Source organism: Pseudomonas bubulae, from assembly GCF_900618535.1.
GTDB classification, from domain to species: Bacteria; Pseudomonadota; Gammaproteobacteria; order Pseudomonadales; family Pseudomonadaceae; genus Aquipseudomonas; species Aquipseudomonas bubulae.
The window spans coordinates 98204-111783 of the sequence record NZ_UYJA01000007.1; the positions used below are offsets into that span (position 1 = coordinate 98204).

Consider the following 13580-nt stretch of genomic DNA (forward strand, 5'->3'; position numbering starts at 1 on the left):
ACTCCACTTGACCACCCGCTTGCATTCGATCTGACCAGCACGCTTCGTAACCATGATTGGCAGTGAACTGCCCTAAGCGGCCTGTCAGGGCCGCAGTCAGTCAGACACGGACGCTGAACATTTCTGTGGAGCTAAGGTATCCCGCGGGCGCAACAAGAAGGGCATTAAGCGTTGTCAGACTGAATGCCTGCGTCGATAAGCCCCTTACTCTCTACGTTCTTCGATCGATTTTATCGCGCTCAAGGCAGTAAGAGCGGATTGCGAATCGTCAATTAACAACCGGAGTCGTGCTAGGTCTCCTACAGAGCCATACCTACCTATGACATTGATGGCAAAGTTTAGTGTCTCGGCGTGATTCGTAAAGAATGCTCCATCGAAGTAGCCAGGCTGGATGTTAGGACTCTGGAGCGCCGCACGACATATTTCTAGTGCTTGATCGGGGAATGCACGCACCAATTCAACCGAGCGCCCCCCGCAAACGGAAATAGACCTGGATATGGTGTAGAGAACCCCTACTGTTACGTCAGGGCTTGACTGAAGTACTTCGAGTGCTGATGCCGCCTGATTTTCCTCCAGCACAGAGCTAGCATCCCGCCGCTGAAGCCAATGGTAAAGAACGCCACATGCGAGAAGCGCGTCCTCACGAGGCTCCCCTCCGAATCGAAGGGTTTCGGCGGGTAGGTCATTCTCAAGGGCGCCAAGCGCCACGAAAGCAGCAACGAACGTTTCAATAGCTTGTTGAGGTAGCTTCGACTGCTGCGATGGCAGCTTAGTCCAGCGCATGATGTAGGGGATAGCAAGGCGATCTCCCTGCCGTGCAAGTTCATCAATAAGGGAGCTAAGAAAGAAATCGTCACCTTCAGCTCCTTCGCATGCGAGACGCAGCAATGATAGCTGTTCTTGGGCTGGCAACTCCTCAAGTACCTGTATGTAGGCACTGCTGAAGGGATGGTCGAATTGAGCGTTGTAGAACCCCCACGCTGCGCCGGGAGCCTCTTGGGACTCAGAAGACAGAATTTCGCATACTTGGAGACGAACAGTCTCTACGTGCTGATCTTCCTCTTCTTGCAAAGCGCCCAGTCCGCTGAGTGCCTCAATGGCTGTCTGGGTTAACCATGGATGCAGATCAGGCAGGAGATCTTGGAGTGCATCGACGTACCCTTGTCGGATATGGTCCGGGACTTCACGAAGGGCGTGTGCATAATCGAGAAGGTCAAGATGAACATGATAGGTAAGAAATTTCCAACGCTCTTGCTGAAGATACGGCAACACATACTGGGCGAAGGTATTCCGAACCTCATATGCCTGGCGTGATAGCGCTAAAGTAAAGTAAAGCTGCCCGGGTGACTCGACGTCGCGCCATGCAAGTTCCAGTGATGCGGCCAAACTTGAAGTGCTAGTTCTGCGTAAATTGAGAAAGCCACTATGGAGGTCCGAGGCTATACGGGTGAGGCCCACGTTACCTGAGCCGAACACGTACGTGACCGCGAACAGGCCACTGCGAATGTTGATCTGTTTCTCCGCTGCTTCCGGATGCAGCCTCCGGAATTCTGCGGCGAGAGTGGCATCCATCCTCTTCACCGCGCCGAGTACCTCCTTGATCCAGCTTCCTTCTGCCATCCCGGCCGTAAGCACTGAAAGAAGCGCAAAGTCGCGATCTGACCAAGTTGTGAGGCTGCCAGGGTTGACTGCCACCTTCCACAAACGGTTCGCAGTGATATCAAACCTCAGCCTCGTTGCCTCCTCGGTGAGTCGCGCTGGGAGAGCAGCTATCGCATCTGTGATGAGAAGGCGCGCGGCACTGCCACATTCACCAATTAAACATGCTTCCAATAACTTGCTGTCAGATACCCTGCTGAGGATCACCGCTAGCAGCGACTCGTCTTCAATAGCACCAATGATAAATGTACGTAAGGCATCGTATTTCGGTACTGTAAGGGCGGCTAGAATCGCTCCATCATCGTGGCCTGTCTGGCGAACTAGAGCCTCCGTAGCAAAGACGCTGCGGTACATCTCGTGGCACAGGCTCACACGATCGCCCCGCAGGTTTAGAACGCCTGAGCTATGAGCCTGCCGCAGCGTCGAGGCTGGTAAGTCGAGTTCCGTTAAGAGCCGATCCACCTCTCTGATCGACAAGCTGAATGTCATGCGATCCACCAGTCGCTTCGCTATTGCGCAAAGCAGGTGTATGCCATCGGTGGCTGAGTCACCTAGCTTACGTCGCACGAAATAGTCGAAGAGCGCGAACCTACTCGAAGATTGCGGAATCTCGCGCCCAATCTGGCCAACGAGGTCCGCCTCAATACCAGTGGTGGCCGCCTCAAGGAGGGGAATTAGGGATGTATCTGAGGAGAGGTTGATACTTGCAATTTTTGCCTTCAGCTCATTCCCTGGCCGCCCGACGCTGACATGTCGAAGCGGTAGCAGGTCGGGTCGCTCAATATCGATCTGTGATGTGATAACAATCAGCGCGTTGTATCTGACCGATGCAGCGCGAAGAGCCCTTATGAGTTGAGCCCTACTAGCCTCCTGACACTCGTTGTAGCCATCGACAAACACTGCAATCGGTCGGGACATATGCCGAGCAGCAGCAATCAGGGCAGCAGCGGATCGTAGGTCGAGCAGTGCGGCTTCGCGGTCTAGCGATGTAGCCAACTGGCCGTCGAAGGACTTGCAGTCAACTAAGACAGGGACAATACCTCTAGCAACGACGCGGTTGGCAAGGCAGAGGGACAGCAACGTCTTTCCACATCCTGAGGGACCGCGAATTAGTAGGTCCGACCGCTCGCGCAAGAGCGCGACCTCAATGTCACCGAGCTCGTAGGCCTGTCCGTCCTGATCGTAGATGTCCGACAAGTATCGTGCGGCTATCGGCCCATAGGTGGCCGCAAACGCGCTCGTATAACGAAGCAGGGATTGTTCTGCGTCGAGCAAACGCGTGTCGGACGCGCTCTCTGCATTGGTAATCCGCTGAAGGCCATGTGCCTCAGCAAAGTGATGCCAGCGGTCAGGACTCCACCGGAGTTCGGAGCATTGGTCGATCAGCGTTGAGAGCTCGCCAAGATCATTGAGGCTTACTTTGTGATTGCTTGTAGGAAGATCAGAGCCGGTAGGCAGTGAGCGGGTGAACATCACGCAAGCATTAGGGTACCCAGACAACGAGGCATCGTGTGCTCGCATGGCATCACGTAATACGTTCTTAGCCTGAAGAGTCTGAATATAGGCGTTTCGATAGGGCTTCCACCGCCCAGTCCGCGTCAATGCAGCCCAGTCACCGTTGTAACTTCCGCGTAGTGGGTATGAAGCCCCTTTCGCCTCAATAACTAAGGTGAGCTGATCGGTACCTATAACAAAGTCGAGTTGGCGACCACCTATGTGCAGGTTTGCAAACACCGTTGCAGGAACGGCACGCTCCTCCAGTATTGCCAGTAGAGCTCGAAGCACTACTCGTTCAGACTCTTCCTCTATGGGTGCGCCAATGTAGAGGGCGATAGTGCTTAAAAGCATGTGTGCCTCAAGTCAATGTTTGTTTCGGCCCCAAAACTGCGGAAATAGGTTAGCGTTAATCTTTCAACAAACATCGTCATACGCGCCCGATGACGCGGGCTCCCTGCATATAGCGATCCAAAATCGCCTCGGACCATTTGGCACTCCTTCGGTACGCATGGCCAAACGATACTATGCGTGCGCCTCCATTGTCCCCTAATTCTCCGAGGCTCAATGTCCGATTTGGGTCTAGGCTGTGTAAAAACGCATACCCCGTTTTTAAGTCTGCGTTGCTACGCAAATTCTGTCGTTATTTGGATAGTCTGCAGACCTGAACTTTACGTAGGAACGCGTTTTCGTGCCGATTGTGACTGTCAAACTCGCTATAAAACGTTTTCACACAGCGTGGGCCGAGGCCGAAAGCGGCCACTCATCACTATGCACCCTCGACCCAAAGCGGACGTCCGTAAGCGTGCAGCGAACACACGTTCAGAATCCCGGTATTAAGGACAGAGATCACCGTGCGCCAGCGCACCTCTTATCCAAAGCCGTTCGAGGCACAGGCCGATGTGCGGAATGAGTGTGCAGCTTAAGCACAAACGCTCAACACCTTGACCATGGTGCGCGGCTTGAGTTGAGCCACGCACCATGGTCAATGGCTCAAGCTATTCGGCACTAAACATGAGTGACGAAGGAGCTTTTTCACCAAACAGCTCTTTCCCGCGCGCTTTTTGGATCTTGGCTGCCCTATTGCCTATCTCCTGATTTAATGTTGGCATAAAGGCCGTGAAGACGGCTGACGGTGCTCTAGGAACTTCGGGCCAGATACCAAAACGACCATCGATGATTTTCAAAAACAGAATGGACGCTCTCCAGAAGTCCTCTGGCCGTTGAGCATTCAGCATCTCTGCGTACCAGGTCTTCGCCCAAATATTCCTTGAATATGCATCGCGCGCGGCAGCGTGGACTGTACCGATGAAACCAACGGCACCGTCGAAGCGCGAAAGGACAGCTTCAGCGTGGACGCTTTCGTCGCAAAAGCCGGCGATCATGAGGGCAAGCGCGGTCTCGTACGGTCGGCCGATTGCGAGAAATTCATCGATGTATGTCTGCAGTAATGCCACTTTTCCACCGAGATGAGCCGCCATGACCTCGCTCGCGATGTCACTGTCGGTTCGCGGTGTTCGAAGGCGCCGTTTGCAAATGTCGACCATCGCCGGGCTAATTGCGTTGCTCCAGAGACTAACGACCGCTACAGAGATTTTTGCAGGCCCAGTGACGCGGCGTATGGTCGGGTCCAATGCCAGCACGCGAGTGACGAAGTCAGGTACTGACGAAATGTTGCTGTCGCTGAGCGCAATCGCGACCTGCAGCGCGACATGATGGAGATGGCGGAGGTTGCGGTCGGGGGTGGCGATCAACATATCCAGCCAGCGCTTACCGCGATCAGCATCCGATCCAATGATGGCTTTGATGCCTTCGAACGTGAGGTCGGAAAGTATCAGGTCTGCTTCTAAGGTCGTGATCTCACCGGTAAAGCGTTTATAGGCCTCATTCATGCGGCGTTGACGTTCGTCAAACTGTTCATGTGTTTCTGAGAGCCGGTTCATCTGGGATGAGAAGTCGTTCTCCGGAGGGACCCGCTCTGATAGTGAAGCCAGGGCCGGCGTAGGGTCGGACTTTTTCGGCGTATCAGTAGAGATATCCGGCAACTCCACATTCCCTGCATATCTCAACGCCTTCACAAGCGCGACTTCGATGCGCGCGGCAATCACATTGCCTTCTCCGGTAGGTAGCGTTTCGGCAGCAAATCCGTAGTGGCAAAGGCTCATTCGATCAAGCGCAGGCTCCATCTCAATCAAGCCCGCTTGCAACGCTTCCAATACTGCTGCCGACCCGTACCAGTCCTCGAAGCTGCTGTCGCGGTTAGCCGGTTTTTCCGCGCACCACCCACTATCTACCACTTCCTGCAGTAATAATTTGTCGCCGTTTGATGCCGCAAGGGCGAGCGTTTGGTGCCGGAGACTCTTGAATGGAGATCGGACGAAGCCTTTAGCTATAGCAGCAGCGCGTGGTGTCAGCAGCGATTCCGAAAAGTGGATTGCGGCAATAACTGCGGTCTGGACATGCTCATCGCCACCCCGAAGAACGCGTTCCAATACCTGCTCCACCTTTTCCGGTGCGGCTTTCCGTACGCAATAGAGCAGTTCCAGCAGAATGTTATCGCATCGCGTGGTTGCGATCGCGTCGAACTGCTCGTCGGCAGTGAGATGCGGGAATGCGATGAGCTTTGAAAATTGTGCTGTGAGGAGTTTGTCTCTATCGTCTTTGTCGTTTTCACAAGACGCGATGCAAGACTCACCGGCCGAAAGGAAACGTAGGGCAAGATCTTTTGTAAGGGCCGCGCTGTGCCGGATGAGTTCCAAAACGCCTAGGCGTCGCGCATCTGCATCCCGACTTAGTAAATCGTCCGCAAACGCACGGTGCGTGTGTATCGCATCATTGGGCACGAAGCGCACAACGCCGGCGCGGGCGCCGCGAAAGAAATGGTCCTGCTTGCCCATCTGACGGTTCTGGGCGAGATCTCCGGGATAAATTTGCCGGTAGTTTTGGGCTGTCGCTAGAACGTTTTCGGGCTCGGCGGTACCCGGATCGCATGGATCGACGGTGCAATAGGTTTCTATTAATGACCAGCCTTCAGATCTTTCCTGGTCGCATGTGAGTTCAACATGTATACGTGCACTTTCTTGCGCGTCGTCGATATCTCCGGTCCCGCGCAAGATACCCATGCGGGTCCACCTGCCCACACGGGACGACCGTTCCTCCGGCAGTGTTTCCAGCTCCTTCAAGAGCGCTGCTCGAGTCTCCTGCCAGTCAGTGCGGTTGTAGCGAAGAACTTGCTCGAATGTTTCGTAGGGCGCCGAGATTGATTGATTGAGTGCGTGAGAGAACCGCCAACGGACGAAGTAGGGTGCGACCTGTGCCAGCGGCATGCTTGCCAGAAGATAGAAAGCAAACCGGCTTATGCCATCGAACCTAGGGTGCGGAGCGGCAATGAGATTCGTCGTCATGAATGATCGCTCGGCCTCGGTCAGTGCTGCCTTACGGTCCTCAATTTCGACCAAGACCTTGGCTCGCTCTTCGTCAACCTTCCTGTCAGAGTCATGACTTGGGGGCCTGTACATTCGACGCTCGGGCGCGAGCGAATAGAAGGATAGCCATCGCTTCGTCGATTCGAGAATGCTCTGCCAAATATGTGGCTCGTTGCGCCGCTTAAGAAGCGCGTCACGCAGCCACTCCTTGCTGGCGATGTGCTCCTGTGACAGATACACGTTTTCAGCGGCTTGAAGGAAGGCGAGATGAGCCGATTTTGCGAGGATGGAAAAAGCGTCGACCTGTCTGTTAGGAAGATTTTGCAGCGAGACGAATTTTTCGATTAGCGCGGAACGTACGCTGGGGCTGGTTTCTTCATCAAGGCAAGCGATCTGCGTGGCGAGCAAGACAACCTCGGCGGTCTCATCCAGTGCGCTGATCGGTTCCAGTATTGTTGCCAGCTTTTCCCGTGGGTCACGTTGGTTACGCAATTCCCGCTCGAGTTGCTCGACGAGGTATAGCGCGAGCGCCAGATTGAGTCCCTCGAGCTTTATTTCATACTTGTAAGCGCTCCCTTTCACCGATGAGAAGAACCGGCTCGATGCCACAGCCTCGAGTTGCGTTTCTTGGGCTGCATCGAACAGCCTGAGGTCGTCAGCAACGTGCGCATTCGCTCTAGTCAACACCTCCGCTGCGAGGTTCTTCAAAAGGTCGGCGAAGGCGGGCGCCGAGATGAGAGCCGCTCCGTGTTGTTGCATCCTGCGCATATGCTCAAAGAGGAGTCGCCCGGCATTAAGCTCTTCCAGAAGCTCGATGGTCTTGGCCTCTATCAGCTCAATTGCGATTCCGAGGAGTCTGGGGTTGCGAACAGATTCGAGGACCTCGAACCTAGTGTTGGAGAAATCGATGCCGCGACTGCCCAGTATCTTCTTGACGTCCCCAATGGACCATTCGGCGAGTGGGACTGTTCTTACGCTGGAGGACAGCGTGCTTTTGACATGCGCCCAATGCTGCGTACGGGTGGTGACCACCAGACAGCCACCTAGCTCCCTCAAACGTTGCGCAGCGCGATCGAGCCAGCGCGCCCAGTTGGACTTGAGCGGCTGGTTGAGACCATCCGCTATGAGCGTTACACGGACAGAGCTTGCTGGGATGCTTGCGCGCCAAGCCTTGAAACGGCGCTGCCATCGCTTGATCGCCTGCGGCGTGGCATTCACGCCCGTTTGATGGATAAGTTTGTGGATTAGGAAGTCATCGAAGTTTTCTGCGTCGTCGATCAGCTCGTCTGCGGGGCACATGATGAGAAGTGATTTGGGGACTGACAGGCTCCAGCTCTGAGCCGTAAGCCACGATTTGCCGACACCTTCCTCGCCGACAATTGCATATATTTCACTATCTGGCACTCCGGAGAATGCGTTTATAAGATACGCACGCTCGGGCCGATTGAGCGCCTTGGGGCCTGATGGGTCAAGTGGGGAGAGGGGCTGACCGAACTCGATGCGTGCCTGCTGCTTGTTTGTAAACAACCGCCCCAGCCACTCTTGGTTGAGCGTCTTGGCATTACCCAACCCAACATCTTCGGCGAGCGCGCTTCTGAGCGCACTGGCCCTGAAGGGAAAATCCCCATGATTTGCAAAGTGGTCTATCGCGTTGGCGGCGGGCGTAACGAGGGCCGCTCCAGGCCGCCCTGTAAGACCTTGTGCAATGAATGTTTTGGATTTCGCCCCAGCCGCTACAGCGGCGACAAGCAGCGATCCAAAGTCGTTGTTAGACCAGTCAAGTACCGCGATACCAAATCCGTGTTTGGCGGCAAATGCCCGCCCATCATCGACGGTTTGGGATGCAACCTCACAGGTGGCTCCGAGTATCCAGAGATCCACCAAGCTAGCGTCGTCGTTCGCAACGTCAAAAAGCTTTATCGTGATGTCGTTTTTCGAGAGGCCATCTTTGTAGCGCTTGCCCTCGAAATAGGTAGCACCGCCATCGAAAGCGGAGTCACCATCTCGCCCTCGCTGTGTACCTGACTTTGCGAGACGGAAGGATTGACCTGTGATCTCCCCCAGGATGACGCCGAGAAAGCCTTCAAACCCATCAGGGCCTTCAGGGTCAAGGGCTAGAAGGGCGTCCTGCAGCGCCTTTGCGTGCATCTTGTCTGCTGTATTCATTATGGATGACGCTACCTAAAGTTGTGCGGACAGTGGCAGTGGTTTTCAGGCTTCGCAGCGTTGTCAGGTGAGCGCTTTGGTTTGGCCTCTGGACTAGGTTGGAGACGATAACGGTATAGCCTGCTGAGCGACAGCTTTTCGATCCTTGCCATTGCGGCGGTGTTTTTCGAGCAGGTTCATCCGCAAGAGAATATCCACGCTGAGATAGATGAAGGTGGGGCAGCGAGCCTGGAGGTTTGCCTATCCACGGCTCAAGCGTTAGATCAGCATTTCTCGATCATCCCCTAATCGTTTCCAGATCAATAGGGCGGTGAGTCGATAGTATTACCGAGTAGCCTCGGAGCGATCCTTCAGGTGGTGAACCAAGAACCAGCGCACATGCTTGAGCTGCCAGGTCCAGGGATTGTCTCGCTGCCATCGTTGTTGAATGGCCGCTTGCATGGCTCGGGCTTGGCGCAGGTGTCGTTGCTGAGTGACCTTCGCGCCGGTCAGTACGCCGCTCAGGAACAGCGCCATATCGAAGGGCTTTTTCAAGTTACGCGTCCTATGAAGGCAGAAACCACATCAATTCGGTTATGCCCGAGCTCAAGGCTGATCTGTTGCCGCGCCCGTTGATCAAGGACGTGATCAATGCGATAGCAGTGGCCGCCATTGATCGGTGCGGCGTGGCCCGTGAGCTGCTCGTAACGCTCGCAGGCGTAGGCTGCTCGCAGTTCATGGAAACCCATCAGCCCTTGTTCATGCAGCGTTTGGCGGGCGGGTAGTACGGTCTGATGCAGGAATACAGAGTAGCTTTCGTCTCGGGCCAGCAAGTTACGGCTGCGGGGCGGCGATGCATTACGAGCCAACTGCAACGCCGCTTTCACCTCTTCATTTACCACAATCCATCGCGGCGCTGAAGCGCCTGAGCGGCCGCCTTTGGTGCCGTCTTGGATGTTGATGCGGTCCAGGTGTTCGGCTTCGCGGTGCAAGCGTGGCAGGTCAGCCAGGATCGCTTCACGCAGGCGCATGCCGGTTGTTCGGGCCAACAGGACAATCGCGGCCAACCGCTCGTGGTGCTGTTCGCCAAGTACCTCAAGCACTCGCTGCACCTGTTGGTGGTCTTGGCCATCCGGCGCGCGGGTGCGTACGGTTGAGCGCTTCTGTCCCAACGCCTGACTTGGGCTGGCGATCCTCACGTCCTGATCACCGCGCAGCGCAGAGAGGGTGCGGTTGACGCTACTCAGGCGGTTCTGCGCGGTGGCGATGCAGAGTTCACCTTGCTTGATCTGATGGCGCAGATACGCGGCGTAGTCTTGTAGCGTCTGTCTATCGATCTGGCGCGCATCGTTGTAATCGGGGTCGTCCTCTGATCGACACCAACGCACGAATGCTTGCCAGCGATAGCTATGCGCTTTGACCGTGGCGAAGTGGCCGCCGGCAAACAAATCCTTTAGCGCTTGTGAGCCGGCATAGCTCAGCTGGTGGCCACGTTCTCGAACGTATGTTCCATCTTCGCTCGTTTGGCTTCGTCCTGTGCATTGCGTTGCACCTTGGGATCAATGCCTTGTGCAAGTAGCTCACGTGCCTCAACGACTTTCTTTCGAGCGTTTGCCAACGAGAGCTCTGGATAAGTCCCCAGTCCCATGTTGATACGGTTCTTGGTTATCGGATCGCGATAGTTGAAGTTCCACATAATCGAGCCCTTGCTCCTGACTCGGAGCTGTAGGCCATCACTATCGCTGAGGACGAAATCTTTATCATTTGCCTTGACTGCCTTGAGCTGGCGATCGGAGATGCGGGTTGCGTTAGTAGGCGTGGGAGCTATCTCCAGCACCGTGTTGGTATCCTGAAAATAACATTTGGTAGTCCGGGATACCGCTTAGGATACCAAAGTGTCTGGAACTCCAAAATCTTCTTAAACCCAAAAAAGCGCTGAAAACCCCGTATTTACTGGATTCCAGGCACAAAAAAAGACGTCCGAAGACGTCTTTTTTTGTGGATTTGGTGGGCCGGGGTAATCTGAACAGGTCTATTAAGTTGTTGATTTTAATAGATAAATATCGATTAAGTATTTTCTTGGAATACCTTTTGGAATACCCATCGATGAATTTGAATTCGGGACGCTTTGGGTTGAGAAAACTTATCGTGTCACGAGGTAAAGCCTGTGCGCTGTCTCACTCAGTATGAGCTCCTCAAGAATTTTCGTCCTGGACAACTGATGCTCTTCGGCAAGCTTATCGAGGGCGGCGTTGATGTTGTTGTTAAGCACAAAGTTGTACTGCTTCTTGTGGGTAGCGTTCACTCGCGTCTTTTGCGTGCTCCAGCGTCTCTTGATCTTCTCCACGTAGAGCTCTTTTTCGCCGGATGAGGCGCTACTGTGGTCGAAAAACTCCAGTAGCTCGCCATGTCGGGTGAAAGGCTTCTCGAGTCGGATTAGCGTCGGCTGGTTCTGCTCTAGCCAACTCCACGCCAGTGAGCATTTTTCTCGCTCATCTTGGTCTTTGAACCACTTGAAGATTTTGTCGGTTCGCAGGTGCTCATTCCAGTCTTCCGAAAGGTAGCGTAACGCCCTCTCTTTCCTGCTGAATTCCGTATTCCAAAGGTCGAAAAGTACTATCACCTGATCCTTGTTGGGTAGTGTTCGGAAAATGCTGTTGCGCAGCCTTAGGTTGGTCTTCCTCATGGCTTCTGCTGCCAACCATTTCGGCTGCCGCCCGTTCTTTTCTATCCAGCCAAAAGCTTCCAGCGGGAGGAGTTGCGTTTCTCGAGCGTGTTCAATTTCGCGCTTTAGACTTCGGCTGTCTTTGAGTGTCCGCGCGATTTTGTCACGCATCGTAGGGCTATTGAATTGGCAGTCATCGAGGCGCTCTCCTTCCCGTCCGACTAGAGATAGCCACAGCCAGGCCACCTCTCGGTTATTTAGTGACCATCCAGTCAGCAAGGCAGAAAGATTGTCATCGTCATCTTTTTGAGTGTCTTCGCTCAGAACAAAGGTCATGGGTAGATCGCTTATAGATGTTTTGTAGAGCATATTAAGACGATTTCTAGATGTAAGATAGGTGCGTGATAGATAAGGATAAATTTCTATTGTGGCCCGGTTTGTATGGCCCCTACAGCTTTCAAGGGTGCTACAAGCGGGGTTTTTGGTAAGTCGGTAAACCTGCAACCTGCGATGCCAGCGGCGTGACATAAGCAATTCGTTGAGGTCAGGATTAATTAGGGATGGTTACGCTCCTTTGAAGTTATTCCCATGGTGGGTCTGCTCACTGCTGCATAAGTGCTCGCACCGACGCTGATGCGGAAAGTCCAGGCACTTACAGAGTGATTGCCGTGATTACGATTTTGGATTGTTCCTGAGCAGTATTTTTTTACTGCCACTGCAGATCCTCTGAGCTAACAGAGGAGCCCGCTCATGAGGATCATTCGCCTGAAAGAAGTAATCGATTCGACCGGCCTGGCACGGTCGACCATCTACAAGTACATCGGGGAGGGCACCTTCCCGAAGCCGGTTTCGTTGGGGGATCGCTGCGTCGGCTGGGTAGCCAGCGAGGTACACGGCTGGATCCTGGCAAGGATTGAGGAGCGCGATTCGGCTGAAGACTCTCCAGTCCGACTCGGCCGCCTGGGCGTGGTCAGCTAGTAGCTAACTTTTAGGCCATGACCGGGCGAATGCCCGTCATGGCCTTTATGCCGGTTGAGCCTTGCCGACCACTTGGCACTCCCTCCAGTAAGTCCGGGTTATGTTGCTCCCCACCGCTCGGGTTGCTGGAGGTCAGAGGGCCAGTGCCGGAGCTGTTGGAGCTGCCGGACGATGATTTATTTCCGGAGTGAGGCATAGGGTGAAAATGACGGTGTGGCTGGTTAGTCGGGGTCATTTTCCCAGGCACATCGAGGAAGGTGTTTTCGGTATGGGTAATATGCTTTTACTACTACTTACCACCTGTAAGGTTAGTAGGCTGGATACATCATCACCTGATGGGCTATTACCCCTTTGGCTCGCATACCGGTGGTATCACAACTATCTACTCGGTAGAGGTCTATCGGCCCGGAAAAGGTAGCGGTTAAAAATTACACAGTAGGCACTAGTTATGTAACTCACTAACTGAGAGTCATAACCATGCTTCGACATCCCGATAACACCAATCTCCATCTGCACCGCGAAGACACCTTCGAAGGCTTGCCAGTCATGGTCGAGAAAGGCCCCTTCGTTCGGCAATACCTATCCCGCTTGAAGCGCACCATAGATTTGGCTCTTAGCCAATACTCCAGAGTACTGGCCTTTAGAGTGGATCTCCGTCTGCCGCTCGGAGTCGATCTACCTGAATATGCGTACACGAATGAGGTCATAAGTAGGTTCGTAGCTTCCTTCAGCGCGAAGATCGAGCATAACCGTGACAAGGCTCGTGAGCGGAGCCTGTACGCTCATGACTGCAAGGTCCGCTACGTCTGGGCCAGAGAAGTAGGGCGTGGCAACAGGCCTCATTACCACCTGGTGATATTGCTCAATCGAGATGCGTACCGAGCAGTAGGTCGGCTTGTATCCAGACGACCAAGGATCTTTAGTCGCATGGAGGAGGCATGGGCCAGTGCTTTGGGCCTGCCTGACGATCAAGTTGACGGGCTGGTCGAGATCCCTCGCAACGCAGAGTACCGATTAAACCGGTATCTGCGTGCTGGCGATGAGGACGTGCTGCCGGCTCTGTTCTACCGCGCCAGCTACCTGTGCAAGTCAGCTACGAAGTTATATGGGGACAACCATCATGGCTTTGGATGCAGCAGGAGCTAAACCACGATTCGGGTCTTGGCTCGAGTAGAGGTGTCAATGTTATCGAAATCCCTGGTTCGTCCCTAAGA

6 protein-coding genes and 2 pseudogenes are annotated in these 13580 nt (G+C 54.3%); 2 read left to right on the plus strand and 6 right to left on the minus strand.

Annotation, left to right across the window (positions count from 1 at the left end):
* Positions 1-204: 204 nt before the first annotated feature.
* The 6 genes and pseudogenes from PPTH39_RS22230 to PPTH39_RS22255 all read right to left on the minus strand — a co-directional run bounded on the left by PPTH39_RS22230 (position 205) and on the right by PPTH39_RS22255 (position 11724).
* On the minus strand, positions 205-3507 hold the full coding sequence (locus tag PPTH39_RS22230; protein ID WP_130872493.1) for an NERD domain-containing protein: 3303 nt from the start codon (positions 3505-3507) through the stop codon (positions 205-207).
* Positions 3508-4151: 644 nt separating this feature from the next.
* Positions 4152-8744: an NACHT domain-containing protein gene (locus PPTH39_RS22235; protein WP_130872494.1), complete on the minus strand. Its 4593-nt coding sequence runs from the start codon at positions 8742-8744 to the stop codon at positions 4152-4154.
* A gap of 258 nt (positions 8745-9002) precedes the next feature.
* A pseudogene (locus tag PPTH39_RS22240) lies at positions 9003-9278 on the minus strand (hypothetical protein).
* Positions 9275-10204, minus strand: a complete 930-nt coding sequence (locus tag PPTH39_RS22245; protein ID WP_130872495.1) for an integrase domain-containing protein — start codon at positions 10202-10204, stop codon at positions 9275-9277. Before PPTH39_RS22245 ends, PPTH39_RS22240 begins: the two are co-directional and overlap by 4 nt.
* Positions 10204-10551 (minus strand): annotated as a pseudogene (locus tag PPTH39_RS22250) (Arm DNA-binding domain-containing protein); the annotation flags it as partial. The pseudogene PPTH39_RS22250 and the gene PPTH39_RS22245, both read right to left, overlap by 1 nt.
* A gap of 315 nt (positions 10552-10866) precedes the next feature.
* Positions 10867-11724, minus strand: coding sequence for a hypothetical protein (locus PPTH39_RS22255; RefSeq protein ID WP_130872496.1), 858 nt, complete (start codon positions 11722-11724; stop codon positions 10867-10869).
* A gap of 414 nt (positions 11725-12138) precedes the next feature.
* Here PPTH39_RS22255 and PPTH39_RS22260 point away from each other — a divergent pair, with 414 nt between their 5' ends.
* Positions 12139-12366 (plus strand): helix-turn-helix transcriptional regulator, encoded by a 228-nt coding sequence (locus tag PPTH39_RS22260; RefSeq protein ID WP_095018748.1) that lies wholly within the window; start codon positions 12139-12141, stop codon positions 12364-12366.
* 477 nt (positions 12367-12843) lie between these two features.
* Positions 12844-13512, plus strand: a complete 669-nt coding sequence (locus PPTH39_RS22265; protein WP_095018749.1) for an inovirus Gp2 family protein — start codon at positions 12844-12846, stop codon at positions 13510-13512.
* The last annotated feature ends 68 nt before the right edge of the window (positions 13513-13580 follow it).

What these genes read in the sequence shown, in the direction of transcription:
- PPTH39_RS22230 (WP_130872493.1), bottom strand. Translation starts at nt 3,507, where the DNA reads ATGCTTTTAAGCACTATCGCCCTCTACATTGGCGCACCCATAGAGGAA.
- PPTH39_RS22235 (WP_130872494.1), bottom strand. Translation starts at nt 8,744, where the DNA reads ATGAATACAGCAGACAAGATGCACGCAAAGGCGCTGCAGGACGCCCTT.
- PPTH39_RS22255 (WP_130872496.1), bottom strand. Translation starts at nt 11,724, where the DNA reads ATGACCTTTGTTCTGAGCGAAGACACTCAAAAAGATGACGATGACAAT.
- PPTH39_RS22260 (WP_095018748.1), top strand. Translation starts at nt 12,139, where the DNA reads ATGAGGATCATTCGCCTGAAAGAAGTAATCGATTCGACCGGCCTGGCA.
- PPTH39_RS22265 (WP_095018749.1), top strand. Translation starts at nt 12,844, where the DNA reads ATGCTTCGACATCCCGATAACACCAATCTCCATCTGCACCGCGAAGAC.